The following is a 25,303-nucleotide window of genomic DNA, read 5'->3' as shown; positions in this document are numbered from 1 at the left end:
GCGCCGCGGGGCAGCGACCGTGCCAGCCATGCGCCCGCCCGAGCCGGGGACGGTCACGGCAGCGGAACGGCGCCGGCGACGTACACAGGCACCAAGAAATTGGAAATAAAACTTACCGAAGGATTGAGAAGACCTCTTTGCATCGATAGATTCTCATTCATGGACGATCTGCGACCACGGCTGCTTTCGGACATCGACACTCTCAAGGCGTTCGCTCATCCGCTCCGCCAGCGGATGCTGACGCGGCTCCAGCGGCAGGGGCCGGCCACCTCGGCCGATCTGGCCGTGGAGTTCGGGGCCGACCGGGGGGCTACCAGCTATCACCTGCGGCAACTCGCGCGGTACGGCTTCATCGAAGAGGATTCGGAGCGGTCGGCGGGGCGGCGGAAGTATTGGAGGTTCGTGCCTCAGGACCTGCGGCTGCCGCGGGAGCTCGACGATCCGGACATCACCGCTGTCGTGAACGAGATTGGCCGGCAGTGGCTGGAGCGGGCTGATCGGGACCTCACCGCCTATCTGACGAACCGGGAGGCGTACGGGGAGTTCGCGACGGCGGCCGAGCACTCGTTCGGGGCGACGACGCTGACGGCGGAGGAGCTGAGGCGGTTCGGCGAGGAGTATCAGGCGTTCCTCGGCAGGTGGCAGCGGCCGGCCACCCCCGGGAGCCGGCAGATCACGGTGCTGTTCCACGCGTTCCCGACGCCCGGGGAGAACCCGTGACGCTCTGGCGCAACCGGGACTTCACCCTCCTCTGGACCAGCCAGGCGATCTCCGGCCTCGGCGCCCAGATCAGCGCGACCGCCACCCCGCTGCTCGTGCTCTCGACCACCGGCAGTCCCGCCGAGGCGGGGCTGGTGGGCGCGGCCGGAAGCCTCCCGCACCTGATCGCGAACCTGCCGGCCGGGCCGCTCGTGGACCGCTGGAACCGGCGGCGGATTCTGCTGGTCAGCGAGGTCGTGGCCGGGGCCGGCCTGCTCACCGTACCGCTCGCGATCTGGTCGGGACTGCTGTCGACGGCCCAGCTCTGTCTCGTCGTGTTCGTGCAGGGACTGTGTTTCGTCTTCTTCGGACTCGCCGAACGGGCCGCCCTGCCGCGGGTGGTGGATGCTCCCCTCGTACCCGTCGCCATCGCCCACAACGAAGCCCGCAGCCGCGGCACCTCGCTGGCCGGACCGCCGCTCGGCGGAATGCTCTTCGGCGTCGATCGGGCGCTGCCGTTCCTCGTCGACGGGATCTCCTACCTGATCGCCGCGGCGAGCCTGCTGCTTCTCCGGCGCGACCTGCAGGAACCGGCGACGGAACCGGCCGAGCCGGTGTGGCGGGCGGCGGTCACCGGGCTGCGCTGGATGTGGCGGCACCGGTTCGTGCGGACGGCGCTCGCGCTGATCGCGACGAGCAACCTGGTGTTCCAGGCGCTGATCCTGGTCATCGTGGTGCTGGCGCAGCAGCGCGGCGCCACGGCCGGGGAGATCGGCGTGATGCTCGGCGTCTACAGCGCGGGCGGGCTGGCGGGCGCGCTGGCCGCGGGACGGCTGCACCGGCACGTCACCCTGCGCACCGTCATCCGGGTGTGGGCGGCGCTCCTGCCCCTGTTCACGATCGCACCCGGACCGATGGCGATCGGCGCGGTCGGCGCCCTGTGCGCCTTCGCCGGCCCGATCTGGAACGTGCAGATCTTCACGTACGCCAGCCTGGTCGTCCCGAACGAGCTCCTCGGCCGCGTGATGAGCGCCGGCGCGACCCTGACCTGGGGCGTCATGCCGCTGGGCTCGCTCGGCGCGGGGTTCCTGCTGACCGTGGCGGGCCCGATCCCGGCCATCCTGGTCCTCTCCGCGATCATGCTGGTCGCGGCGCTTTTCAGCACTAGTCTCTCGACTCTCCCCCTAACGAGCATTTCCGGTCACGGTTAGTACATCTGATCTAATCATGCGGTAAGGTGCGGCCATGAGCATCGACAGTGGTGAGGGACCGAGTCGCCCTATCACCGCCAAGCAGGAGCGCATCCTCGCCGTCATCCACGAGTCGATCCGCGACCGCGGCTACCCGCCCACCGTCCGGGAGATCGGCGCCGCGGTCGGCCTGGTCTCGCCCTCCTCGGTGTCGCACCACCTCAAGGTCCTCGAGCGTCACGGCCTGCTGCGGCGCGAGCCCCACGGTTCCCGGGCCGTCGACGTCCGCTCCGCCTCCGCGTCCACCGACCACACCCTCAGCATCCCGCTGCTCGGCGACATCGCGGCCGGCACGCCGATCCTCGCCGAGCAGAACGTCGACGACCACATCTCGGTCTCCGCGAGCATGGTCGGTCACGGCACGTTCTTCGCCCTCAACGTCAAGGGCGACTCGATGATCGACGCCGCCATCTGCAACGGCGACGTCGTCGTGGTCCGCCAGCAGCCGGTGGCCGAGAACGGCGACATCGTGGCCGCGATGATCGAGAACGAGGCGACGGTCAAGGTCCTCCGCCGCCGCGGCACGAAGGTCGAACTGGTGCCCCGCAATCCCCTTTACCAGATCATCCCGGGCGACGAGGCGACGGTTCTCGGCAAGGTCGTCTGTGTGATCCGTCGCCTCTGACAACCCCTGATTCGTACGTCGGAAGCACCCGCCCCCGGCGCACCCGCATGGCCGGAGTTCGACGCCGTCCGGAACTGTCGCTGAGCCGGCGGCGACGGGGTGGCCCAGAACGGTCACCGCCGCATGCCGCATCCGGCTGTACCGCAGGGCTGTCCTCACGCCCGATTTGCCGCTCTGTGGTGCAGCCACGCCAACCGGCTGCACGCCACGGCTGCCCCCGCGCCCGAATTGCCGCTCTCCCGTGCAGCCACACCCAACCGGCTGCACGCCACGGCTGTCCCCGCGCCCGAATTGCCGCCCTCCCGTACAGCCACACCCAACCCGCTGCACGCCACGGCTGCCCCCGCGCCCGAATTGTCGCTCTCCCGTGCAGCCACACCCAACCCGCTGCACGCCACAGCTGTCCACGCGCCCGACCTGCCGACGACGGCTCGGGCGCCAGAAGAGGGATGACGCGACCTCGGATCAGCGGACGAAAAGCAGGAACAGGCCCGTCCACGTGCAGCCGATCATGAAGAGGACCATGGGCAGCTCATCGGCGAGCGTCGCCAGCAGAGGACGGTCAGGAGAGTCGGCCACGGCCTGACCGTGAGCGACCATCACCCCCAGCACATGACCGATCAGGATCAGCGCAATCTGGCAGCCGGCGATGACTGAAGGGAACGGGACGACGTTCCACTCGGCGCCCGGCGCGAGACCCCACTCCTGGACCATCAGGAGCACGCCCCGCGGCCCCTCCACCAGCAGCAGCGAGAGGTAGTGGGCGAGCGTGTATCCGACCGCGATCGGGATCAGCGACGCAGTCACGTCGAGGCGGCCGGCGGTCCAGCGGACGGCCGCGTGGACCAGGGCGCAGATCAGCGCCAGGGCGAGTGTGGCCAGGACGGACGGGAAGCCCGTGCGCTGCACCAGCCCCGCCCAGAACGGTGACGCCGAGGCGCTGTCGAAGACCGTCGACGCCCACCAGATCGCCAGGAAAGCTGCCGAACCGGGCAGGAGTGGCGCCGCGAGACCGGACAGCCACGGCCTCCACGCGATCGGGCTGAGGCGGCCGGCGAGATCCGAGTACACCTCGAGGAAGTCGCCGCGCGCGAACCACGAATCCCCGCGGAGGGTGGCCAGCCACAGCTGCGTCACGACGTACAGAAGAAGGAATGATCCGACCGCGACCGGATCTCCCTGATGGGGCACCGCCAGTTCGAACCAGACGAAGAGGAGCAGGAACGCGGCCGCCGGCCAGGCGCTGCGGGAGGGGTGCGGGCGCAGCCCGCGGTGCGGCAGGCGGAGCAGCGTGAAGAGGGTCCGGAGTGGGTTGATCTGCTGCCAGACGGGTCCGAAAAGGATACTGATCGGAATCAGTCCCACCCAGAGCCAGACGAAGAGCGCGTGCGCCACGAAGGGAGCGCCGAGGAAGGCGCTGACGACGACGTAGACGCTCAGCGCGAGCACCGGATAGCGCAGCCAGTGAAGCCGCAATTCCGACATTTCGCCCGGTCGAAAAGCCACCCGCCACCGCGCGGAGATCAGGAACGACAGGACCACCACCGCGGCGCCGGCCTGCAGCACCAGATCGAGTGGCAACGGCAGATCGGAAGAACTGCCGACACCGTGAGCGATGATCACCGGACCTCGATCTGCACCAGCAGCGTCGACGGATGCATTTCGACGTCATGCAGGCCGGCCACGTCCGCCGCGAAGAAGACGCATGACGACTGCCCGGCCTGCACCGGAAACTCCAGGTCATAGCCGTGCACATGAACATCCCCGGCGACGTCGGCGGCCACCCCGAGCAGCACCGTGCTGTCCAGCGGCACCGCAACCCGATGCGGTGCGGGCTCCGCGCGCCCTTCACGGAGAGCGACATTGATGGGTACGGAACCAGGCGCGGCCGACCCGCAGGAGGCGGGGACGGCCTCGGCCGGATCGGCCCGGGTGCAGCCGCCGAGCAGCAGCACGCCGACGAGCAGGAGTGCCGACGGCTGCCGGGCCAGCGTCCGCAGCACGCCGGCGCCCGCCACCGCGACGCCGGCGCCGAGCCCGAGGGCGAGCACGACCAGCACCCGCTCGACCGCGGCGGGGCCGGCGAACGGCACGACCGCCCGGTGGAACGACGTGACGTCGGGCAGCACGAACACCGCGGTGAGGGCGGCCCCGCCACAGACCGCGAGGACCCCGCCGGCCCGGCCGCGCAGCGCCGTCACCGCCCCGCCGATCAGCAGCGGCCAGGCGAGCAGGTTGATCCCGGCCGCGCTGAGGAACGTGGTGGCCGGCGGTCCGGACTCGACGATCAGGGTCGATCCGGTCACGTGCGCGATCGAGGCGGCCGCCGCGACCAGGCCGGCGCCGCAGAGCAGCAGGTCACCGCGGGCGATCCGGCGGGACAGCACGACCAGCGCCGCGCCGAGCAGGACCGCCGCGGCCCACCAGGCCGGAGCGAGCGGCGGTTTCCCCCCGGTGATGCGGCCGCTGACGACGACGGTGGTCCCGCCGGCCGTGACCGGAATCGTCCAGTCCACGGCCTCCCCGGCCGACAGCGAGCGGCCCTCCGGGGTGGTCCGGGCGTCGATCCAGGTGTGGGTGCGGCCGGGCGGAACGGTCCTGTCGCCGACCGATACCGGACCACCGGTGCCGTTGCGCAGGAGCAGCCGGGCGCCGTTCTCGATCACCCGGATCTCAAGGCCGGGCACCTCGGGTGTGATCGAGATCAGCGTGGTGCGGCCGTCGGTGGCGGTCAGGCCGCCGGCGTGCGCGAGCGCGGGAGACGGAATGCCCAGGAATATCGCGACGAAGGCGAGTGATCCGAGGAGCCTCACTTCTGGAGATACTGCACGCTGCGCGCCACCAGCACGGTACCCACCCCGGTGAGCGCCGTGTACATCAGCAACCCGGTCACCATGTGGATGTTGAACCCGACGCTGCCCTCCTCGATCTTGCCGACGAGCAGCACCGAACCCCAGGTCAGCGGCGGCGCGAGCAGGCCGAGCAGGATCCACCGGGCGTTGACCGGGAGCGTCGTGAGCCGGTTGCCGATCCGGAACACGATCTCCAGGACCAGCGCGGCGGCGGCCACGGTGAGCGCCGGCCACCAGGCGTCCTCGGAGTCGAACATGAGGTGCATCAGCACGGCCGGGATGGCGATCAGCGCGGTGGGCAGGCCGAGCGGCAGCGGCCAGCGCCGTCCGATGACGATCAGCGGCAGCAGGAGCAGGAGCGTGCTGAAGATGTAGCCGTGCACGAGCTGCGCGTCCGGCGAGAAGATCGGCGTCGGCTCCTCGCCCATGCCGAGGTGGCGGAAACCGATCGCCGAGGCGTGCAGCGAGTAGATGTGCACCGGCAGCACCGCGAAGAGCACCGAGGTCCCGACCAGCCAGCCACCGGCCGCGCCGAGCGTCGGGGAGGGCAGCGTGGCCTGCATGAGCGCCGGGCCCATCGCGACCAGCGCCATGCCCAGGATGATCAGCTCGTGGCTGGGCGACACGAAGATCTCCATGTCCCGCTCGATGCCGAACAGGTTGTGCCACAGCGTGTCCATGCCACCGCCGACGAGCAGCGCGGCCATCCCGGCGAGCGGCAGGCGCAGGGCGTTCGGCAGCGCCAGCAGCGACCGGTAGGTCGGCACGCTCGGCAGCCGGCCCCGCATGATCCAGAGCAGGGTGAAGCCGGAGACCGCGATGCCGGAGTAGAGCACCCCGTGCCACGGCGTCCAGAACGTCTCGAGCTCCGGTGTGGTCGCGTGCGCGTACGCGTCCAGCTGCAACCCGATGACCAGCCACGCGCTCGCGACGACGAGCGTCCACCGCTCTCGCGCGCTGAACGGCACGGCGACCGGTGTGACCGCCTCCCGTTCCACCGATGTCGACATGCGAACCACCCCCGTGAAGAAATCCAGCGCACGTAACCTACATCGTCGTTGTTACATGATTCGATCGACCGCGAGAGTGGCCGGGCCGAGTGGGTGGGAGAGTCGGCGACAGCGGAGAGTGATGCGACTAGGGTGACTCACCGTGGCGAACCTGCGCGCGACACAGAAACAGATGACCCGCCGGCTGCTTCTGGATCACGGGCTCGCCCTTTTCCGTACGAAGGGTTACGCCGCGACCACGGTCGATGAGATCGCGGCTGGCGCCGGCACCACGCGGACCACGTTCTACCTGCACTTCGCGTCGAAATCGCTGCTCATGCAGGCGCTCATCGAGGACGTCCGCGATCTTCTGGACGGCGTCGACGATCCCCCGCTCGCCGAGGTGATCGAGCGCGGCGAGCCGGCGCTCGTCGAGCGGTGGCTGGCGCGCCGGTTCGACCAGTGGGCCGAGATCGGGCCGTACCTGCGCAGCGCCTACCAGGCCGCCGCGATCGAGCCGGAGATCAACGCGACGCTGACCGCCTGGTTCGACGCGACGACGGCGGCCATGCGGGCCGGCCTCGACCGCGCCGGCCGCTTCGACCCGGCCACCCGGCAGGTGCGGTGCATGCTGGCGTTCGGCCAGTTCGAGCACGTGGCGCGGCGCTGGTTCGAGTCCGGCTGGACCTTCGACCGCGACGTCACCCTCTCCACCATGACCGACAGCTGGCGGCATCTCCTGATTTAAGACCTTTTCGGGTACGAGGGAAATGGCCGCTGCCGTTCGTGTCACCGCAGATCCCGCTCGATGTGACGCGCCGTGACGGCAAGCGCCGCGACGATCTCCGGCAGCCGCTCCCGCGAGAACCGGCGGGCCGGCATCGGGATGGAGACGGCCGCCTCGACCCGCCCCACCGCGCCGCCTTGCGCCGCCGCCGGCATCGCCGAGGGCGCCCGCCGCCCCGCCGCCGGACTGCGCGCCTGGGTGGCCGACGCGGCGGTGGCCCTCGACGCCGCCTTCCAGCGCCTCGGACCCATCGCGCTCACGCCGATCAGGAGCCGCCGATGTTCGCCTGGCCCGCGCTCTACTGTGGTCGCATGCGTCTCGATCCGCCGCTGACCTACCGGGGTGCCCAGCGGTTCGCCTACCGCGAGGCGACCAAGCAGCTCCGCCACGACGACCCGGCGGTGGCGACCGCGATCAGGGATCATCTCTGGCGCCTGCGGGTCGCGGGGCTCGCCATGTTCAACCGCGGCGCGCAGAGCGTCGGCGACGAGGACCTCGGCAACGACCTCAAAGCCCTCGGGCGTGGGCATCACGGCGAACGGGCCGCGGTCCTCGGGCAGCGGACGATCGGCCAGTTCTTCTTCATGCACGCCGCCGAGTCCGACGCCGACGATCAGCGGCGCGCTCAGGCCAGCTACGAATTCCTGCACGCCACGTTCGGCGAGTTCTTCGTCGCGGATCACCTGGTGGGTGAGCTCGGCCGGCTCGCCGGGCCGGAACTCCACCCGGACGTCAACGACGACCTGCTGCACGCGCTCATCTCCCAGCAGATCCTGGCGAAGCGCCCTTCGGTGCCGGCCTTCGTCACCGAACTCGCCGCGCACCTGCCGGAGGATCGCCGGGAGCGGATCGTCGCGTTGATCGACCAGCTCGTCGCGGGAGCCCGGCAGCGGCCGCCCTCGGTGCGCTTCACCGACTACACGCCGATGGGCGTGGACCGGCTCCGCGAGATGGCCGTGTACACGGCGAACCTCGTGCTGCTCCGCGCGGCGATCGACTCGCCCTTCCCCGTCCCCGGGTGGGAGCAGTGGGATTCGCTCGTGCACCTCTGGAGGGCAGGTCTCGACAACGAGAGCTGGATCGCCGTCCTGCGCACCGTCGAACGGGTCGGCGACACCCTCACGACGGAGATCCCCGAACGGACCTCGTGGATCTATGCCGTCATGGCGGCGCGCTTACGCGGTGACACCCATGACGAGCAGATCCTTCAATACGGGAGCGCCGCCGCGCGCGGAGTCTACGACTCCGGTGGTGACAACCCGGTCGAACTGATCATCTCGGCCTTGATCGGTCTCGCCTCCGCTCATGACGAAGCGTGGACGGACTTGCCGCGTCCTGCCCCTGCCCGAAATCGACGCTCTCGTGGGGTGGTCGCTCCGTCACCGCCCGCAGATCGAGTTGAGCCCCTTCACCCTCGCGGTCGTCGTCAGCACCCGCCCGGAGGTGCTGACCTCGCACCCCGAGCTTCTCGATCCCGCCCTCTACGCCTCCGACGGGATCACCGCGGAGATCCTTCTCGATCAGTCCCGGCATCATCAGCTCAGCGTGGACAGCGATCGTTTGATCGCACTCCACCAGCAGGTGCGCGAGCTGGCTCACCGCACCGGGGCCCGGACGCCTGACAACATCATCGGAGCCGTCCGGATGATGCTCGCCGCCCTGTCGAGGAAACCCGGCGAGGAGCGATCTATCGGAATCGGCGAGCCATGGCTCGATGATGAGCCGCCGCCTCCTGCGCCTGGGCCGGCGTGAACGGGCTGCCCGGCATCGCGCCGAGGGTCTCCACCTGTTCGGCGAGGCGCTCGTGGGCGGCCGCCGCGAATTCACGGCAGGGAGGGCAGGTGACGGCTTCCGGGCGTACGGATGTCATCGCCCGCGGAACCTCGCGGCCGCAACCGGAACGCACGGCCGGGGGCAGGTCGGCGACCAGGCCGAAGGTGGAGGCCAGGATCGACCGGGCCGCCACCGGACCGCCCAGCTGGGCGTCGACGTGAATGGGCGGGCCGGCGGACATCAGAGCCGCGCCGGCTGGGCGTCGACGTGGATGGGCGGGCCGGCGGACATCAGAGCCGCGCCAGCTGTTCCTCCAGGTGGAAGACCTGGTCGAGGACGAGCATGCCCTCGTCGGGGCGGGCGTCGCCGAGGGCGGGGAAGAAGCCGGCCATGGCGGCCTGCCAGCGGGCGTTGACCTCGGTGCGGGCCATCGCCTCCTGCGCCGCCGCGAAGTCGTCGGTCTCCAGGAAGCCGACGAGCAGGCCGTCCGGGCGCAGGAAGAGGCGGTAGTCGTGCCAGCCGGTATCGGCCAGCGCCCGGAGCATGTCCGGCCAGACCGCGGCGTGCGCCTCGCGGTAGGCGTCCAGCTTCGTCGGGTCGACCTGGAGGGTGAAGCAGACGCGTGTCATGCCGGGATTATGCACCGCCGTTTGAAACGTTTCTAGCAGGTCGAGTGGAAGAGTCCGCCGACCGGCTGGTGACCGGCCAGCTCGTTGTAGATCCGGACCGCCTCGGTGGTCTCCGCCTCGTGCACGACCACGTCGCGGTCGCGCAGCGACTGGAGGGTGGCCGGGTCGGTCTTGAGGCGGTTCTCCATGCCCCGGGAGAGGACGACGACGGTGGCGCCTTGCTCCAGCAGCTCCTCGACGTCGGCGGGCTGGATGCCGGGCTCATGCTCGGTGCCGGTCTCCCGCCAGTCCCACGGCCGGCCGCCGCCCGGATAGAGCTTGAAGTCCTTGCCCGGCGCCAGGCCGGCCACCTCGATGCGGCCCCAGGAGATCGACTCGATGCGCGGAGAGTCAGCGGTCATGACCCCAGGCTATATTGTTCGCATGCGAACTAACGAGGTCCGGATCGGGCAGATCGCGGGAACGCTGCGGGAACCCGACGAGACTCCGGCCGCCGCGCTGGTCATCCACCCGGCGACCGCGACGCCCGAGCGGTTCTACGCGAACTTCGCCTCGTACCTGGCCGGCAACGGGATCGCGACGCTCACCTACGACTATCGCGGCACCGGGCGGTCCGGCTCGCCGCGCGCCAACCGCTCGCTCGGCATGCGCGACTGGATCACCGAGGACGTGCCCGCGGTGACGGCCTGGACCGCCACGAGATTCCCCGGTCAGCCGCAGCTCGCGATCGGGCACAGCGTCGGCGGTCATGCGCTCGCTCTCGGGTACGGGGGAAGCGGGCTCGCCGGTCTCGTCATCCTCGCGTCGCACGCCGCCTCGGTCGCGGCCATCCCGGATCCGGCCGAGCGCCGGCGGGTACGCCTCGTGCTGCACGTCCTCGGCCCGGCACTCGCGGCGGTGCTCGGCTACGTGCCCGCCCGCCGGCTCGGGCTCGGCGAGGACATCCCGGCCACCGCGATGCGGCAGTGGGGCGCCTGGGCGAAGCTCGACGGCTACTTCTTCGACGACCCGGCCATGGAGGCCGCGGCCCGGGCGGCGACGGTCACCCAGCCGGTCCTGGCGGTGGGGTTCACCGACGACAAGTGGGCCACGCCGGCCTCGATCGATCGGCTGACCGGGCATCTGACCGGCGCCGACGTGGAACGCCGCACCTACTCCCCGGCCGACGGCGGCGTGGACGCCATCGGGCACCACGGGTTCCTGCGCCGCGGGGTACGGGACACCCTCTGGCCGGAACTGCTCACGTGGCTGCAGAAGCAGTGCCGGTGAGCACTAGTCTCCGGTTATGACGGCGCCCCTGACCCCCCGGCTTGTCTTCGAGATGATGACCGCCGAGCGCGCGGTCCGGCGCTGGATCGACGGGCGGGCCGGGGACACCGGGATCGGGGCCGCCGGAGCGGGAGTGCTGTTCTATCTGGCGGCGCACGACCACGCGCTGGTCGGGGACGTGACAGCGGCGTTGTGCGCGTCCCCGTCCGGGATGAGCGGGTTGATCACTCGACTAGAAAAATCCGGATTTTTAGCGAAAAATCCGGATGAATCGGATGCACGGGCCGTGCGGCTGACGCTGACCCCGCTCGGGCGGGAGGCGGCGGACACGGCTCGGGTCGTGGTCCGGGATCTCAACGCGCATCTGACCGAGGGCTTCACGGCGGAGGAACTGGCCGTCGTGGCGCGCTGGCTCTCCCACGCGGCGACACTCCAACCCTGAGCGCCGGCGGCTGCTGAGCGGGGAGGCCGCGGCTGCTGAGCGGGGAGGCGGCGGCGGGCGGGACGGGTCCGGCGTTCGGGCGCGCCTCACGCGAAAGGCGCCTGGCGGCCGGGACGGGAGTCCCGGCCCGCGTCGTGGCCGGGGAGGCCGGTGATGCGGTCGGGGGCGGTTCTGACCTCGTACGAAAAAATGGTCTTGGAATTTGTGGCGGAAAGCCCAGGCCGCGTGACTTCCGCTCGAAGCGTGGGCATACCAGTGTGGAATCGGGTGCCCTACCGTTGGGAGCGAGCATGCGTCATCGGGTCGTGGTTGTCGGAGCGGGGTTCGGCGGGCTCTTCGCCATCAAGGCGCTGCGCCGGGCGAACGTCGACATCACCCTGATCAACGGAACTGCGTATCACCTGTTCCAGCCGCTGCTCTATCAGGTCGCCACCGGCATCCTGTCCGAGGGCGAGGTGGCGCCGCCCATCCGGGAAGTGCTGAAGCGGCAGAAGAACGTCGACGTCCGGCTCGGCTGGGTGCAGGACGTGGACGTCGAGAACAAGGTCGTGTCGGTCAGCGGGCCGGGCATCGACTACACCGTCGAGTACGACACGCTCATCGTGGCGGCCGGGGCCTCGCAGTCGTACTTCGGCAACGACGAGTTCGCCGAGTACGCGCCCGGCATGAAGAGCATCGACGACGCGCTCGAGCTGCGGGCCCGGATCTTCGGCGCCTTCGAGGTGGCCGACCTGCAGACCGATCCGGCGGACAAGGAGCGCTGGCTCACCTTCGTGGTGGTCGGCGCCGGCCCGACCGGCACCGAAATGGCCGGGCAGATCGCCGAGCTGGCCCACCGGACGCTGCCCGAGCAGTACCGGCACATCGACACCCGCAAGTCCCGGATCCTGCTCGTGGACGCGGTCGGGGCGGTGCTCAACACGTTCGGCGACCGGCTGTCCGGGCGTGCGAAGGAGCAGCTGGAGAAGCTCGGCGTCGAGGTGATGCTGAACACCAAGGTGGTCGGCGTCGACACCACCGGCATCGAGGTCGAGACGTCCTCCGGCCGGCAGCGGATCCCCACCATGACGAAGGTGTGGGCGGCCGGCGTGGCCGCGCCGACGATCGCCACGAAGCTGGCCGACGCGACCGGGGCGAAGACCGACCGGGCCGGCCGGGTGCACGTCGAGCCGGACACCACGCTGCCCGGGCACCCGGAGATCTTCGTGCTCGGCGACATGATGAACCTGGCCGGGGACGACGGCCGGCCGCTGCCCGGTGTGGCGCAGGTCGCCATCCAGAGCGGCCGGCACGCGGCCGACCAGATCAAGCGGCGGCTCACCGGCAAACCGGACAAGCAGCCGTTCAAGTACTTCGACAAGGGCAGCCTCGCCACGATCTCCCGGTTCTCCGCGGTCGCGAGCATCGGCAAGGTGCACCTGTCCGGCTTCCCGGCGTGGGTGGTCTGGGTCGCCGTGCACCTGTTCTACCTGGTCGGCTTCAAGAACCGGGTGACAGCGGTGCTGCACTGGGCGGTCAGCTTCCTGGGCCGGGGCAGGTCGGAACGAGTGGCCACCCAGCAGCAGGCGTTCGCCCGGCGGGCCCTCCGCCTGTACGGCGACCCGTTCAGGCGTGAGGCGGAGGAGAGCCGCTAGGACCGCCAGGTAGCGTGTACCGGCCCCCGCAGTCTTGAGGAAGGTTCATTCGTGGTTCCGGTCACGTCCCCGGTCCAGCAACCCGTCGTCGTGCCACGGCAGCGGGCGCTGGCCCCGGTGTTCCACGAGCTGACCCTCTTCCACGGGAGCATGGGCGCCGGCAAGTCGACGCTGGCGTTGCAGAACGCGTACAACCGCCGCCAGGCCGGCCGGCCCGGGGTCCTGCTCACCAGCATGGACCGGGCCGGCAGCGGGGTCCTGTCGTCGCGGCTCGGCGTGGCGGCGGACGCCATCGAGGTGCTCGACGGCGCCGACCTGGTGACGCTGATCGAACAGCAGGTGCCGGCCGGTGGCTTCGTGATCGTCGACGAGGCCCAGTTCCTCCACCCCGAGCAGGTGGAGCAGCTTGCGTACGCCGTCGACGAACTCCACGTCGACGTGGACTGTTACGCGATCTCGACGGACTTCTTGTCCCGGCTCTTCCCCGGCTCGCAGCGGCTCCTCGAACTGGCCGACCGGATCGTCTCGCTGCAGGTAGAGGTGACGTGCTGGTGCGGCCGGCCGGGGCGGCAGAACGCGCGGATCGAGGACGGGCGGGTCGCGCGGAGCGGCGCCCAGGTGGCCGTCGGGGACATCGACGAGGCGGCCGAGGTGACGTACCGGGTGCTCTGCCGGCGGCACTGGCGCAACGGCAACGCCGGGCCTGAATAGACGTCCGTCACCGAGAAACTCACATATAGCCGCTTGTCGATATTGAGTGGTTTGCCGGGCAGCCGGCGCGCCACCCCGCTCTTAGGGTGCCCTCAGTTGATCGTCCAACTTGGAGGGCCACTTGATCGTTCGACAGGCACTGTCCGCGGGGGCCGCGGGACTGCTGCTCACCGCCGTCATGGCGGCACCCGGCTCGGGGGCTTCGGCCGCCGCGGCCGCCGACTGCACGGTGGCGGCGCCGGACACCGCCCGCCTCAACACCGCCCGCACGATCGACGGCGGGCCCGTCTATGCCAAGTGGCTCGAGGAAGGCGCCACTCCGGCCACCAACGCCGCCGTGCAGAAGGCCGCGCAGCGGCACTTCAAGATCGCTGAGAACGGCAAGGAGTCGATCGCCGAGCTGGCCCGCCGGGGCTATCTGGGCGCGGCCGTCGACCACAACACCAAGAGCGTCAAGGTCGTGGTCACGCCCGAGTACGCCGGAAAGGCCGCCGGCCTGCGCGGCGCGATGAGCACCGCCCGCGCCGCGGGGGCCCGGGCGTCCACCGAGGCGACGCCGCTGCAGTCGGACGTCATCGCCGGCTGCCACAGCGGAGAGAAGATCGCCAAGGCCGACGAGCTGCTGCGCGGCAAGGCCTGGCACGCGTCGGCGAAGAAGGCGACGTTCAGCTACTACCTGGACGCGTCGGACTCGCGGCTGCACGTGAGCTTCGACCCGGACGACACCGCGGCGGCCGAGGCGGCCCGGACCGCGCTCGGGGACGTCGCGGTGGTCACCGTCGGTGAGGCGGCCCGGTCCGGGCGGCTCGACGACGGCGAGGCGCACTACGGCGGCGCCGGCGTGCGGGCCGGATCCGGCGGCATCAACACGAACACCTGCACGACCACGTTCGCGGTCCGGCGCAACTCGAACGGCCAGCGGGGCGGCCTGACGGCCGGGCACTGCTTCTCCAACGGCCAGGCGATCTACTCGTCGACCCAGTTCTGGGGAACGGCGTGGGGTGAGGCGAACTACCCGACGTACGACATGATGGGCGTCGCGTCGTCCGCGGAGACGTACGACAACCAGATCCACGTCGACCCCTGCTGCCCGAACACCCGCAACATCACCAGCAAGCGGAACCCGGTGGTCGGTGACTCGGTGTGCCTCAGCGGCATGATCACGCGCGCGGTCTGCGGCCTCGTGGTGAGCTCGGTCAGCGCCTCGTTCTGCGACGACGAGGGCTGCACCACCGGTCTCATGCAGGCCCGGCGGGCCAACGACGTGACGGTGCGCGGCGGTGACTCGGGCGGGCCGGTCTACATCAGGAGCGGCACGGCCAACGCGGTCGCGCTCGGCATGATCATCGCGTACACCGACAGCGGGCGGAATGCGTTCGCCGAGCGGATCGGCATCGTCGAGAGCCATCTCGGCGTGACCGTTCTGACGTCGTGAGCCGAGGCGGCCCGGTCCGGTGGGAACCGGCCGGGCCGCCCGTCCGTCTCATCGACCACTCGGCTCTCGTCCCGCCTGGAGGCTTCCGTCATGCCGCTCCGCCTCGCTCCCGTGTCCCTGGCCGCCGCCGGACTCGTGCTCCTGCTGGCGTCCTGCGCCCAGCCCGTGCCGTCCGAGGAGTCCGCGAAGCCCACGGCGGGCGACGCCTCGGGAAAGGCGGGCGACGCCTCGGGAAAGGCGGGCGACCCTTCGGGGAAACCGGTCGGGGCGCCCGGCTCGCTCGACGAGCTGGTGGCCGCGGATCCGGAGCGGTTCGTCGGGCTGACCGCCGACCCGGACGGGACACTGGTGATCGCCCTGGCCGCGGGCACCGACGAGCGGCAGTCCGTGGCGAGCCTGCGGGACGCGCTGGACGGCCGGAAGTACCGGACGGTCACCTGCGCCACGAGCCGCGCCGAGCTCGAGAAGGTCCTCGCCGACGTGCGGGCCACCGATCTGAAGGCGAGCGGCTACGCCATCGCCATCGATCCGGCGCTCTGCTCGGTGAAGCTGGAGGGGAACATTCCGGCCGGCGTCGTGGCGTCGCTGAAGTCCCGGTTCGGCCTGTCCCTCGTGATCAGGAGCGGGCCGGGGGCGTCCCGCGCTCAGGGATAGATCTGCCAGGCCCGCAGGTCGCCCTGCGGGTCGAAGAGGTAGCCGCCGTCGCCGTAGCCGTGGTTGGCCGGGTCGACGTTCGTGAAGATCGGCTGGGTCAGGCCCCAGAACTTGTCGGTGGCGGTGTTCGTGCCCCTGCCCACGTGCACCGTGAGGGTGCCGCCGGCCGGGATCGTGGTGCCCTTCGCGAAGGTGTAGCGGCGGTAGGCGGAGTCGCGGACCCACCAGCCGGCGACGCTCACCGGCGATGTGCCGCGATTTTCCACGAAGAATGCTTCGCCGTTCAAGTGTTCAGCGTCGGAACCGTCCGGGTCGGGGTTGACGGTCAGCGACACGTCGGCCGCCGGCCCGGCGCCGCAGCCGTCCGTGTCGTAGAGGCCGCGGTGCGCCTTGGCGGCCGCCTTCGCGGCGGCCAGGTAGCGCTGGTCCCACGTCCACTCGCCGGAGAACGGCAGCCAGAGCGCGAGGCCCCGCCCGACCAGGTCGAGGCCGATGTCCTGCCACTTTCCGCCGATCTTCACGGCGGCCGAGCGGAGCGGGCGCTCACCGCTGGAGCTGGACGCCTTCAGCGCGGTGAGCCGTACCTTGTTGCCGCCGGCCTTGACCAGCTGCTCGACCCGCACGGTCGCGGCCAGCGCGTGACACTCGCCGCGCCGCTTCGCGGGCTTCGGGGAGTACACCGTCTGCTCCATGGCCTGGATGCCGATCAGCCGGATCGACTTCAGGGCGCTGGTGCCGTCGCCGTGCACGTCGACGCGGAGGGTGTCGCCGTCGGCGACCCAGTCGACGGTCCCGGTCCAGGTGAGGGTCGCCGCCTGCGCGGGGGTGGCGGCTCCACCCAGCGCGAGCGCGGCGGCGGCGACGACGGCAGCGAGACGGCGCATCATGAGACGCCTATCGGCGCGGACCTCGGACACTTGAGAAAACCGGGTCGTTAGCTAGGCTAAACATCGTGACCTCCCCGCCACGCCGGGCCCCCAAGGCCGGCATCGATCCCGATCCCGGCAGATCCTGGTTACGGCGAGCGTGGCCGCTGGTCCGCGCCCACCGCGGTCTGCTGATCACGTCACTGGTGCTCTCGTTCATCGGCCTGATCGTCCAGGTGCAGATCCCCGACCTGGTGCGGGTCGGCATCGACGAGGCGCTCGTCGACCGCACCGCGAGCCTGAGCCGTTACGTGTGGCTCATCGCGATCCTGGCGGTCGCCCAGGGGATCATCAACTACTTCGCGCGGCTCCATCTGTTGCGTACGGCGTACGAGCTCGAGTACGACCTGCGGAACACCGTCTTCGGCCATCTCATGAGGATGTCCTACGGATTCTACGACCGGGTCCAGTCCGGTGAGCTGATGTCCCGGGCGACGAGCGACATCCGGGCCGTGCAGATGTACCTGGCGTTCGGCCCGTCGATCCTCGTCCAATGCGCCATCGCGGTGATCGCTTTCGGCCTGATGCTGTCGATCAATGCGCCGCTCGCGATCGTCGCGATGGCGGCCATGCCGGTGATCGCGTTCCTCGGCGTACGCATGCGCAAGGCGATCTTCCCGGTCTCCTGGCTGATCCAGGCCCGGCTCGCCGGGGTCGCGACCGTGGTCGACGAGAACATCCAGGGCGTCCGGATCGTCAAGGCGTTCGCGGCCGAGCGGCGGCAGATCGCCGGTCTCGCGGCGGCGGCCGACGGGGTGCGGTGGGCGTACACCACCGACGCGCGGATCCGCAGCCGGTGGATGCCGGTCATGGACAACCTGTCGCGGGTCGGGCTCGCACTGGTGCTGCTGGTCGGCGGGCTCATGGTGCTCGACGGCGACGCCACGGTCGGGACGATCGTGGCGTTCAACTCCTACGTGCTGATGCTCCAGCCGCCGTTCCGGATGCTCGGGATGATCATCATGATGGGCCAGCGGGCGGCGGCGTCGGCGCAGCGGATCTACGAGATCCTGGACACCACACCGGATATTTCAGAAATATCCGAAATAGGAAGCGCGCCCCCACCTCGCGGCGCGCTGCGCTTCCAGGACGTCCACTTCAGCTATCCCGACGGGACACTCGCCCTGGACGGCCTCGACCTGGAGATCGCGCCGGGCGAGACCGTGGCCCTGGTCGGCGCGACCGGCTCCGGCAAGTCCACTGTCGGCAGGCTGGCGGCCCGCTTCTACGACGCCGGCGCCGGTCGGGTGCTGCTCGACGGGCAGGACGTACGCGACTACCGGCTCACCACGCTGCGCGACCGGGTCGGGATCGTGCCGGACGAGCCGTTCCTCTTCTCGGTGTCGCTGCACGAGAACATCGCCTTCGGCCGGCCGGGCGCCTCCCGCGACGAGGTGGAGGCGGCCGCCCGGGCGGCCGGCGCCGACGCGTTCATCAGCGAGCTCCCGGACGGGTACGACACCGTCGTGGGCGAACGCGGCTACACCCTGTCCGGCGGGCAGCGGCAGCGGGTCGCGATCGCGCGGGCGCTGCTGGTCAACCCGCCCGTGCTGATCCTCGACGACGCCACGAGCGCGGTCGACGTACGGGTCGAGCACGAGATCCACGCCTCGCTGCGCGGGCTCATGGAGGGGCGGACCACGATCGTGGTGGCGCACCGGCTCGCCACGATCGGCCTGGCGGACCGGGTCGTGCTGATCGAGAACGGCCGGGTCGCCGCCGACGGGACCCATGCCGACCTGCTCGCGAACGTCCCGGCGTACGCCGGCGTTCTCGCCGCCCAGGAGGTCTCCGCGTGAGCATGTTCGGCGGCGGCTTCGGCGGACCCGGCGGCGGGCCGGGCTCCGGCGCGATCGGCGGGATGGGCGGCACCGGCGCCGGTCGCCGCGGCGGCAGCCCTTTCGCCGGCATCCCGCCCGAGCTGGCCGCCGGGATCGCCGTCCTGGAATCCCGCGAGCCGGATCACGGCCGGCCCGGCGAGCCGTTCTCGCAGCAGCCGGACCGGACCCGGCTCACCCTCTGGTCCCTGCTGTCCGGGCGGCCCTGGTTCCTGATCACCGCGGCCGTCGCCGTGGTCGTCGAGGCGCTGCTCCTGCAGACCGGGCCTCTCCTCGTACAGATAGGAATCGACCACGGCATCAGCGCGGGCGATCGGCAAATCCTGATCGGGTCGGCCATCGCCTTCCTCGCCTCCGTGGGCCTGACCGCGCTCGCCTCCGGGGTGCGGATCCGGCAGAGCGGGCGGCTCGCCGCCTACGCCATGCGCGACCTGCGCGTCCGCATCTTCACCCACCTGCAGCGGCTCAGCCTCGACTTCTACGTGAAGGAGAAGGCCGGCGTCACGATGACCCGGATGACATCCGACGTCGAGGCGCTCCAGCAGCTGCTCCAGGAGGGCTTCGCGCAGTTCCTCATCCACGGCCTCACCATGGTCGTCGTCACCGCGATCCTGATCCACTACAACGCCCTGCTCGCGGCGATCACCCTGGTCCTCGTCGTGCCGCCGCTGCTGCTGCTCTCGCTCTGGTTCCGGCGCGCCGCCGACGCCGGCTACCACCGCCAGCGGGACGCCATCGCCTCGCTCTTCTCGCACCTCTCGGAGAGCCTCAACGGCGTCCGGGTGATCGCCGCGCACAACCAGCAGGACCGCAACGTCGTCGAGCACCGCGAGGTGGTCGGCGCCTACCGCGACGCGAACGACCACACCGGCCGGATCAGCGCGATCTACGGGCCCGGCACGTCGGTGATCGGGCTGCTCGGGCTGGCGGCGCTGCTGCTCATCGGCGGCCGGATGGTGCTGCGGGGGACGCTCACGATCGGGGAGCTGACCGCGTTCGTGCTGTACTTGAACGCGTTCTTCCAGCCGGTCCAGCAGCTGGTGCAGTTGTACACGAACTACCAGCAGGCGCGGGCGGCGCTCGGGAAGCTGCGCGGCCTGCTAGGCACTTTTCCGACATTTCCGGAAAGTCCGGCGGCGGTTCCGCTTCCGCCGGTCGCCGGGGAGATCGTGCTGCGGGACGTCACGTTCGGCTACTTCGACGAGCGGCCGGTGCTGCGCGACGTGAACCTGCACATCGCACCGGGTGAGACGGTCGCCTGCGTGGGCCCGACCGGCGCCGGCAAGTCGACGCTCGCGAAGCTGGTGGCCCGCCTCTACGACCCGTCCGCCGGCACCGTGCTGATCGACGGCCACGACCTGCGCGACGTCACCCTCGACTCGCTGCACCGCCAGGTCGGCGTCGTCCCGCAGGAGCCGTTCCTCTTCGCCGGAACCCTGCGCGACAACATCGCCTTCGCCCGCCCCGACGCCACCGACGCCGAGGTCATGGCCGCCGTCGAAGCCGTCGGCCTCACCGACCTCGTCGGCCGCTCCCCCGGCGGCATCCACACCACCCTGCACGAACGGGGCCAGTCCGTCTCCTCCGGCGAACGCCAGCTGATCGCCCTGGCCCGCGTCTTCGTGGCCGAACCCCGCGTCGTCATCCTCGACGAGGCGACCTCCAGCCTCGACCTCCGCTCCGAACTCCGCGTCGAGGCCGCCATCCAGCGCCTCCTCCAGGGCCGCACCGCGATCCTGGTGGCCCACCGCTTCTCCACCGCCGCCCGAGCCGACCGCATCATCGTGGTCGACGAGGGCCGCATCAAGGAATCCGGCACGCACGCGGAGCTGGTGGCGGCAGGCGGTCATTACGCGGCGATGTACGCCACCTGGCAGTCACACACATGATTTGTACGAACTAGGCCATCCCCAACCGCACCGGCGCCGTCCCGTGGCGCACCACACCTGCGGCCACCTTCCGCCGGCGCACGCCGCCGCCGGCCCCGGCGTCCCCTCACGCTCCCAGCCCCGGTCCCCGCCCTCCCCCATCGGGCGAGCTGCAGCGTGTTGTCGTGACACGCCGGGCGGGACAGCGTTGGGCTGCAGCCGGGCGGGGTCAGCGCTGGATTCGGGACAGGATCAGGTCGTGGACGGTGGCGAGGCTTCGCACGTAGTCCGCCGGGATCAGGCGGCGGCCTTCCCACACGCCTTCGGCCAGGAGCAGGCGGGCGAAGCGCGAGAGCTCTTCGGTACGAAGGAACAGGTCGCTCTCGGCGAACGGTCGGCCGCGTCGATCCGCTCGTCGGCGAACCACTGGTGGCCGGTGCCGCTCGTCATCGTCACGAGGTGCCGCAGGGTGACCCGCTCGAACCCGTCGGCCGCGAGCGGCCGCAGCTCCGGCAGGTGGTCGAGCAGCGGATCGTCGAGGGTGAGCCGGCCGTCCGCCTCGGCCAGCCCGAGGGCCACCGACGTGAAGGTCTTCGCGACCGAGTACAGGTTGACCCGGTCGTCGGACCGGAAGCGGCGGCTCAGCGGCTCGTGGCCGTCCCGGTGCACGTGGATGCCGTACACGCCGAGGTCCCGCTCCCGGTGGGCTCCACGAAGTCGTTCAGAAGATCGTCGTCCACGGCCGGACGATACGACGGGGACGGTGGCCTCGGGTGAGGGGGACACCCACCCGTCCGATGTATTGCCCTACCCGCGCGTCGGGAAGAGGGTGGGCAACCAGGACGGACGAAGGGTACGGAGATGACCACACCGGCCGAGGCGGGCAATCCGGATCTTCCCTATGGATGGGCGCCGCTGGTCGCTGATCGGATTCCGCCCGCGCCGGCGCTGGTCACGCCGGGCCGGCGGGTGGTGGCGGGGCTGCTCGATCTGCTGCTGTTCGTGGTCACGCTCGGCGTCGGCTGGCTCGGGTGGGCGATGTTCACCTGGCCGGCCGGGCAGACGCCGGCGAAGCGGCTGCTCGGTCACGTGGTCGCGGACGGGGTGACCGGGCTGCCGTTCGGGCGGAAGCGGATGGCGGTCCGCGAGATGTGCCTCAAGGTGGCGCTCAACGTGGTGACGCTGACGGCGTTCGCCTGGATCGACTGCTTCTTCGTGTTCAGCGAGCAGCACCGCACCCTGCACGACCGCATCTCGAACTCGGTGGTGGTGGAACGCTGACCCGGTGGCCCACACGCCACCGGGTCAGCGGGTCATCGGCTACCCGGCCGTCCAGAAGAGGGCCCGGGCGTACTGCGCGTACAGGCCCTTCGGGTGCGCCCGGAACAGCGGCTCGGTGCCGAAGAGGACGGCCCGGCCCGCGCCGGCCGTCGTGCCCGACACCACCGCGGCCTGGCCCGCCGCCTGCGCCGGGCCGTTCGTGCCGGCCGCCGTGGGCAGCCAGTGGCCGGCCACCAGCGGATCCGCGCCGTACCGCTGCTCGACGGTGAAGCCGGTGCCGGTGAACCAGATCGGCGAGTAGACGAACGAGTGCGGCAGCGAGCCCGCCCCCACGACCGGACCGGCGTTCACCACATCGACGACGCCGTTCGCGTCACCCCGGCCGGCCGTCGCCACGGCCGGCAGCACGCCGGCGGCCGCGTTGAAGTTCGCGCCGGTCGCGCCGCGGGTCACCACGCCACCGCCGCGCGCCAGGAACGCGTCGACGGTCGCCTTGCCGGTGGCGTTCAGCGCGGCGTAGGACAGCCCGGACGAGACGATCAGCGTGTCCGCGTCGTCCAGCGAGGCGCCCCCGTTGAGCAGGGCGGTCGATACCGTACGGACCGTGAAGCCCATCTCCTTCAGGGCGAACAGCTCGTCCGCCGAGATCGCGCCGGCGATCACCGGCCGGCCGAGGACCTCACCCTTGGCGCCCGGGGGCGCCGCGGTGAAACGTACGCCCAGGCTCTGTGCCAATGCAGTGGCCTCGGGCCGCGCCTCGGCCGGGACCACGACGGTGGCCGCGCCCGTACGCCGCAGTTTGATCCCCTGCGTGAGCAGCTCATTCACCGCGCGCACGTCGTTGCCGTCCCTCAGCGTCAGCTGAAGATCCCGGCCCTTGCGCGCCTCGACCCGGCCCTCCAGCGCGGCCTCCCGGACCGGGGCGGTGGCGACGCGGGGGAACGCGGTGCGGCTGATGTCGACGGTGGCGCCCCAGAGCAGGCCGTGGCTCCAGCCGGAGATGTCGTACATCTGCGGGACCAGGTCGGAGATGTCCCGGCCCGCCTCCAGCAGCACGTTGGCGAGACCGCGCTTCGGCTGGCGCATGTCGACGAGGTAGGTGCCGGCGGCGTACCGGCGGTGGTTCAGCGTGAAGTCCCGCTGCGCCCGCTCGACCCGCACGTCGTTGTCGATCAGGTGGTTGACCAGGCGCGTCGCGGCGGGCGTGCCGGCCGGGATCACGTAGGCGCGGGGGAACGTCGTCGAGTAGCGGTCCTCCGGGCCGAAACCCTCGACGAAGCCGTCCGGGATGACCGGCGACGGCTCACCCGCCCAGCCCCGGCGGAACTGCTCGATCTGGCCGGCGAGCAGCGACGACCTGTTGGTGTCCGCGTAGGTGAGGGCGGCCTCGATCGTGGCGGCCGCGACGTCCGTGTTGATCGCCGAGCGGCGGCGCAGCTCCTCGACCGGCAGGGTGGTGTAGTTGGCGTTGTTGACCGCGAGCGGGATCTCCACGGTGTGGCCGATCGCGCCCTGGTACATGGCGTACATCGGGGTGAAGATCGGCGGCCAGTCGTCCCAGTCGCCGGGCGCGTAGTCGCGGAACGGGATGTCGGCGCGGGTCGTCTCCGGGTACCCGAGCTTCTGGATCGCCGCTTCCATGCCGAGCGCGTTCGGGAGGGCGTGCTTGATGTAGAGGTCGTACTCGTAGTTCTGGCCGTGCGGCGGGGTGGCCGGCTCGATCAGCGTGGTGCCGGTGTAGCCGTGCTCGTCGAGCATCACGAACGGCTGGGTGCCGATCACGACGTCGCGGACCGCGCGGGACTCGGGCTGGGAGCTGGTGGCGTGGTCGCGGTTGATGTCGAAGCCAGCGCCGTTGGCCCGGGTGCCGGCGATCCGGCCGTCCGGGTTGTTGGTGACCGTCACGTAGACGCGGCTCCGCTCGAGGAAGCCGGTCGTCGCGGCGTCGGTGGCCGTGGCGAGCCGTTCGATCACGCGGAGGGCGCCGTCGGTGCCCTCCCACTCGTTGCCGTGGATGTTCGCGTTGATCCAGACCGGGGTCTTATAGCCGCTTTTCAGGGATTTATCGTATTTGGCTGCCCACGGTTTGTCCTCGATCAAGGTCTTCCACTGATCCTGCCTCGCCGCCTCCCTGGCCGACTCCGGCGCGGTCACCGTGACGAGATACAGGTCGCGGCCACCTGCCGACTTGCCGATCACCTCGGCGGAGACCCGGTTCGAGGCCTTCTGGAGGGCGTTCAGCTTGGGCGCGATGGCGTGGTAGGGAATGAGGCCGAGCTTGATCGACCGATCGTCGGGGTTCTCGGGATAGACCGGGAGCTCGGTCCGCCGCGGATATCCGCGCTGTCCCGGCCTCCACCTCTCGTGCGCATCCCCGGCCGCCAGCGTCCGCGCGAGGACACCGGCGCTCTCCAGGGCCGCGACCTCGTTGCGCTCCGGCCCGTTGCCGAAGTCCCTGGTCGACGGCGTGTCGGCGGGCGCCGCGGTGGCGGGCCCGGGTGAGACGATGAGGGCCGCGGTCAGCAGCGCGCTTCCGAGTCCGGCCAGCGTTCGTGACAGGTCCATCCGCCGACCCTCCTCGGCCATCGATGCATGCGCAATGATCTATGCGGCCATTTCCTCATACCGTTAGGGTCATCGATCCCCTGGCCGGCACGGTTGTCCCCATCTCATTCGCAGGGACGTTATCGCAGGTCCCGGCGGGGCCACGTCTATGATCTGCGCGCTTTTCCCATGAGATTCACAGGAGCAACCCCCATGAACGCAACCCGGCCCCTCGCCGGTCTCGCCGCCCTCACCGCCGTCGCGCTCGGCCTGACCGGATGCGGTTCGTCGTCCTCCGACTCCCCCTCCGGCACCGCCGCCGCCGCGCCGTCCGCCTCGGCCACCCCGGCCCCGGCCGAGGAACTGCTCGCGTCGATCCCGGACGAGAAGGTCGCCGCGTACGTGTTCGCCAGCAGCGGCGCCTGCTACGCCCTCACCGGTGTCCTCGACGCGCCGGGCAAGGCGATCAGCACCAAGATCTCCGAGGACATCCCCGAGGTCGGCGGCTCCCTCACGATGTCGTTCCTCGCGTTCGGCGCCGAGAAGCCGTACGCCAAGTTCGCGATCAAGCCGGCCGCCGTCGCCGAGCAGCTGGGCGTGGGCAAGTCCTGGTACGCGGCCGACCCGGCCGAGCTGACCGACTTCGCGGACAGCCCGCTCTCCTACAACGACGAGACCGACCCGCTCGGCGCCGGCGTCCTGATCGGCACCGCCACCGACGTCGCCCGGTCCGGCGACGGCGTCTTCACCGGAACCGCCGACCTGAGCGAGATCGCCGCGGCGCACCCGGTGCTGAAGGAGGAGGAGGTCGAGCAGCTCGGCGACAAGGCGAAGTCGGTGCCGTTCGAGGCGACCGTCGACGCGAAGTCCGGCCACCTCGCCGAGCTGGCCGTGAAGATCCCGTCGGCCGGCAAGGTCAAGGGCGGCACCTGCACGATCGCCTACACCGGGTACGACGCCACGAAGGCCCTCACCGAGCCGGCCGCCGGCGACGTCAAGAAGGCCACCGCGAACGTCTACGACCTGTTGAACAGCTGACCCTCTCGTCGCGATCTTGTTGATCCGTGCGGGAACGGGGCAGCGCGAATCAACAAGAT

The 25,303-nt window shown here is 70.8% G+C and carries 25 protein-coding genes; 15 read left to right on the top strand and 10 right to left on the bottom strand.

What is annotated here, in order from left to right; genetic code table 11:
* The first annotated feature begins 159 nt into the window (after positions 1-159).
* The 3 genes from AB0G10_RS27820 to lexA are packed head-to-tail and all read left to right on the top strand — an operon-like array spanning position 160 to position 2,574.
* The gene (locus tag AB0G10_RS27820; protein ID WP_360927745.1) at positions 160-720 is read left to right on the top strand and encodes a helix-turn-helix domain-containing protein; all 561 of its coding nucleotides are present in this window, start codon (positions 160-162) and stop codon (positions 718-720) included.
* Positions 717-1,910 (top strand): MFS transporter, encoded by a 1,194-nt coding sequence (locus tag AB0G10_RS27815; protein WP_360927742.1) that lies wholly within the window; start codon positions 717-719, stop codon positions 1,908-1,910. Before AB0G10_RS27820 ends, AB0G10_RS27815 begins: the two co-directional genes overlap by 4 nt.
* 34 nt (positions 1,911-1,944) lie before the next feature.
* Positions 1,945-2,574, top strand: a complete 630-nt coding sequence (gene lexA, locus AB0G10_RS27810; protein ID WP_360927739.1) for a transcriptional repressor LexA — start codon at positions 1,945-1,947, stop codon at positions 2,572-2,574.
* Positions 2,575-3,039: 465 nt separating this feature from the next.
* Here the strand turns inward: lexA and AB0G10_RS27805 are convergent, their stop codons facing one another.
* From AB0G10_RS27805 to AB0G10_RS27795, 3 genes are read right to left on the bottom strand one after another with little or no spacing between them, the layout of a single operon-like run.
* Positions 3,040-4,155, bottom strand: coding sequence for a hypothetical protein (locus AB0G10_RS27805; RefSeq protein WP_360927736.1), 1,116 nt, complete (start codon positions 4,153-4,155; stop codon positions 3,040-3,042).
* Between the two features lie 38 nt (positions 4,156-4,193).
* Entirely contained in the window at positions 4,194-5,387 is a 1,194-nt protein-coding gene (locus tag AB0G10_RS27800) for a hypothetical protein (RefSeq protein ID WP_360927733.1), read from the bottom strand.
* Positions 5,384-6,436, bottom strand: coding sequence for a hypothetical protein (locus AB0G10_RS27795; protein WP_360927731.1), 1,053 nt, complete (start codon positions 6,434-6,436; stop codon positions 5,384-5,386). The genes AB0G10_RS27800 and AB0G10_RS27795 overlap by 4 nt, the downstream gene beginning before the upstream one ends.
* Positions 6,437-6,578: 142 nt before the next feature.
* On the opposite strand from AB0G10_RS27795, the gene AB0G10_RS27790 reads away from it, so the two are divergent.
* Positions 6,579-7,163 (top strand): TetR/AcrR family transcriptional regulator, encoded by a 585-nt coding sequence (locus tag AB0G10_RS27790; RefSeq protein ID WP_360927728.1) that lies wholly within the window; start codon positions 6,579-6,581, stop codon positions 7,161-7,163.
* A gap of 41 nt (positions 7,164-7,204) precedes the next feature.
* Here AB0G10_RS27790 and AB0G10_RS27785 read toward each other — a convergent pair whose 3' ends face one another.
* Positions 7,205-7,462, bottom strand: a complete 258-nt coding sequence (locus AB0G10_RS27785; protein WP_360927726.1) for an IclR family transcriptional regulator C-terminal domain-containing protein — start codon at positions 7,460-7,462, stop codon at positions 7,205-7,207.
* Between the two features lie 51 nt (positions 7,463-7,513).
* On the opposite strand from AB0G10_RS27785, the gene AB0G10_RS27780 reads away from it, so the two are divergent.
* Positions 7,514-8,824, top strand: coding sequence for a hypothetical protein (locus AB0G10_RS27780; protein ID WP_360927723.1), 1,311 nt, complete (start codon positions 7,514-7,516; stop codon positions 8,822-8,824).
* A gap of 65 nt (positions 8,825-8,889) precedes the next feature.
* Here the strand turns inward: AB0G10_RS27780 and AB0G10_RS27775 are convergent, their stop codons facing one another.
* Genes AB0G10_RS27775 through AB0G10_RS27765 form a run of 3 tightly spaced genes read right to left on the bottom strand, consistent with a single transcriptional unit; the run spans position 8,890 to position 10,005 of the window.
* Complete coding sequence (locus AB0G10_RS27775) at positions 8,890-9,216, bottom strand: hypothetical protein (RefSeq protein ID WP_360927720.1); 327 nt, start codon at positions 9,214-9,216, stop codon at positions 8,890-8,892.
* 49 nt (positions 9,217-9,265) lie between these two features.
* Positions 9,266-9,604, bottom strand: a complete 339-nt coding sequence (locus AB0G10_RS27770; RefSeq protein ID WP_360927717.1) for an L-rhamnose mutarotase — start codon at positions 9,602-9,604, stop codon at positions 9,266-9,268.
* A 32-nt stretch (positions 9,605-9,636) separates the two neighbouring features.
* The gene (locus tag AB0G10_RS27765; RefSeq protein ID WP_360927714.1) at positions 9,637-10,005 is read right to left on the bottom strand and encodes an Mth938-like domain-containing protein; all 369 of its coding nucleotides are present in this window, start codon (positions 10,003-10,005) and stop codon (positions 9,637-9,639) included.
* A gap of 22 nt (positions 10,006-10,027) precedes the next feature.
* Between AB0G10_RS27765 and AB0G10_RS27760 the strand changes: the two genes are divergently transcribed.
* From AB0G10_RS27760 to AB0G10_RS27735, 6 genes are all read left to right on the top strand, one after another.
* Positions 10,028-10,873, top strand: a complete 846-nt coding sequence (locus AB0G10_RS27760; protein ID WP_360927711.1) for an alpha/beta fold hydrolase — start codon at positions 10,028-10,030, stop codon at positions 10,871-10,873.
* Between the two features lie 16 nt (positions 10,874-10,889).
* Complete coding sequence (locus tag AB0G10_RS27755) at positions 10,890-11,315, top strand: MarR family winged helix-turn-helix transcriptional regulator (RefSeq protein ID WP_360927708.1); 426 nt, start codon at positions 10,890-10,892, stop codon at positions 11,313-11,315.
* Positions 11,316-11,605: 290 nt separating this feature from the next.
* Complete coding sequence (locus AB0G10_RS27750) at positions 11,606-12,949, top strand: NAD(P)/FAD-dependent oxidoreductase (RefSeq protein WP_360927706.1); 1,344 nt, start codon at positions 11,606-11,608, stop codon at positions 12,947-12,949.
* Positions 12,950-13,000: 51 nt separating this feature from the next.
* Positions 13,001-13,660, top strand: coding sequence for a thymidine kinase (locus AB0G10_RS27745; protein WP_360927703.1), 660 nt, complete (start codon positions 13,001-13,003; stop codon positions 13,658-13,660).
* A gap of 121 nt (positions 13,661-13,781) precedes the next feature.
* Positions 13,782-15,095, top strand: coding sequence for a S1 family peptidase (locus AB0G10_RS27740; protein WP_360927700.1), 1,314 nt, complete (start codon positions 13,782-13,784; stop codon positions 15,093-15,095).
* A 90-nt stretch (positions 15,096-15,185) separates the two neighbouring features.
* A complete protein-coding gene (locus AB0G10_RS27735; protein WP_360927697.1) occupies positions 15,186-15,749 on the top strand; it encodes a hypothetical protein in 564 nt (187 codons plus the stop codon).
* Here the strand turns inward: AB0G10_RS27735 and AB0G10_RS27730 are convergent.
* Positions 15,740-16,633, bottom strand: a complete 894-nt coding sequence (locus AB0G10_RS27730) for a lamin tail domain-containing protein (RefSeq protein WP_360927694.1) — start codon at positions 16,631-16,633, stop codon at positions 15,740-15,742. The genes AB0G10_RS27735 and AB0G10_RS27730 overlap by 10 nt on opposite strands.
* A gap of 68 nt (positions 16,634-16,701) precedes the next feature.
* On the opposite strand from AB0G10_RS27730, the gene AB0G10_RS27725 reads away from it, so the two are divergent.
* Positions 16,702-18,474, top strand: a complete 1,773-nt coding sequence (locus AB0G10_RS27725; RefSeq protein WP_360927691.1) for an ABC transporter ATP-binding protein — start codon at positions 16,702-16,704, stop codon at positions 18,472-18,474.
* Between the two features lie 2 nt (positions 18,475-18,476).
* Positions 18,477-20,402, top strand: coding sequence for an ABC transporter ATP-binding protein (locus AB0G10_RS27720; RefSeq protein ID WP_360927958.1), 1,926 nt, complete (start codon positions 18,477-18,479; stop codon positions 20,400-20,402).
* A gap of 276 nt (positions 20,403-20,678) precedes the next feature.
* Here AB0G10_RS27720 and AB0G10_RS27715 read toward each other — a convergent pair whose 3' ends face one another.
* Entirely contained in the window at positions 20,679-21,065 is a 387-nt protein-coding gene (locus AB0G10_RS27715) for a serine hydrolase domain-containing protein (protein ID WP_360927688.1), read from the bottom strand.
* A gap of 177 nt (positions 21,066-21,242) precedes the next feature.
* Here AB0G10_RS27715 and AB0G10_RS27710 point away from each other — a divergent pair, with 177 nt between their 5' ends.
* Entirely contained in the window at positions 21,243-21,662 is a 420-nt protein-coding gene (locus AB0G10_RS27710) for an RDD family protein (RefSeq protein WP_360927686.1), read from the top strand.
* Positions 21,663-21,701: 39 nt separating this feature from the next.
* On the opposite strand, the gene AB0G10_RS27705 is transcribed toward AB0G10_RS27710, so the two are convergent.
* Entirely contained in the window at positions 21,702-24,227 is a 2,526-nt protein-coding gene (locus AB0G10_RS27705) for a M14 family zinc carboxypeptidase (protein WP_360927683.1), read from the bottom strand.
* 192 nt (positions 24,228-24,419) lie between these two features.
* Between AB0G10_RS27705 and AB0G10_RS27700 the strand changes: the two genes are divergently transcribed.
* Positions 24,420-25,244, top strand: coding sequence for a hypothetical protein (locus tag AB0G10_RS27700; RefSeq protein WP_360927681.1), 825 nt, complete (start codon positions 24,420-24,422; stop codon positions 25,242-25,244).
* Positions 25,245-25,303 lie beyond the last annotated feature (59 nt).

It is taken from the genome of Actinoplanes sp. NPDC023714, from assembly GCF_040639855.1.
Taxonomy (GTDB): domain Bacteria; phylum Actinomycetota; class Actinomycetes; order Mycobacteriales; family Micromonosporaceae; genus Actinoplanes.
The sequence above is the reverse complement of the archived record's forward strand: the minus strand, read 5'-3'. Positions and strand labels throughout refer to the sequence as shown.

Coding starts and splice junctions, on each gene's coding strand:
- AB0G10_RS27765 (WP_360927714.1), bottom strand. CDS start 10,005: ATGACCGCTGACTCTCCGCGCATCGAGTCGATCTCCTGGGGCCGCATC.
- lexA (WP_360927739.1), top strand. CDS start 1,945: ATGAGCATCGACAGTGGTGAGGGACCGAGTCGCCCTATCACCGCCAAG.
- AB0G10_RS27735 (WP_360927697.1), top strand. CDS start 15,186: ATGCCGCTCCGCCTCGCTCCCGTGTCCCTGGCCGCCGCCGGACTCGTG.
- AB0G10_RS27795 (WP_360927731.1), bottom strand. CDS start 6,436: ATGTCGACATCGGTGGAACGGGAGGCGGTCACACCGGTCGCCGTGCCG.
- AB0G10_RS27770 (WP_360927717.1), bottom strand. CDS start 9,604: ATGACACGCGTCTGCTTCACCCTCCAGGTCGACCCGACGAAGCTGGAC.
- AB0G10_RS27730 (WP_360927694.1), bottom strand. CDS start 16,633: ATGCGCCGTCTCGCTGCCGTCGTCGCCGCCGCCGCGCTCGCGCTGGGT.
- AB0G10_RS27710 (WP_360927686.1), top strand. CDS start 21,243: ATGACCACACCGGCCGAGGCGGGCAATCCGGATCTTCCCTATGGATGG.
- AB0G10_RS27775 (WP_360927720.1), bottom strand. CDS start 9,216: ATGTCCGCCGGCCCGCCCATTCACGTCGACGCCCAGCTGGGCGGTCCG.
- AB0G10_RS27755 (WP_360927708.1), top strand. CDS start 10,890: ATGACGGCGCCCCTGACCCCCCGGCTTGTCTTCGAGATGATGACCGCC.
- AB0G10_RS27780 (WP_360927723.1), top strand. CDS start 7,514: ATGCGTCTCGATCCGCCGCTGACCTACCGGGGTGCCCAGCGGTTCGCC.
- AB0G10_RS27760 (WP_360927711.1), top strand. CDS start 10,028: ATGCGAACTAACGAGGTCCGGATCGGGCAGATCGCGGGAACGCTGCGG.
- AB0G10_RS27700 (WP_360927681.1), top strand. CDS start 24,420: ATGAACGCAACCCGGCCCCTCGCCGGTCTCGCCGCCCTCACCGCCGTC.
- AB0G10_RS27750 (WP_360927706.1), top strand. CDS start 11,606: ATGCGTCATCGGGTCGTGGTTGTCGGAGCGGGGTTCGGCGGGCTCTTC.
- AB0G10_RS27705 (WP_360927683.1), bottom strand. CDS start 24,227: ATGGACCTGTCACGAACGCTGGCCGGACTCGGAAGCGCGCTGCTGACC.
- AB0G10_RS27820 (WP_360927745.1), top strand. CDS start 160: ATGGACGATCTGCGACCACGGCTGCTTTCGGACATCGACACTCTCAAG.
- AB0G10_RS27720 (WP_360927958.1), top strand. CDS start 18,477: ATGTTCGGCGGCGGCTTCGGCGGACCCGGCGGCGGGCCGGGCTCCGGC.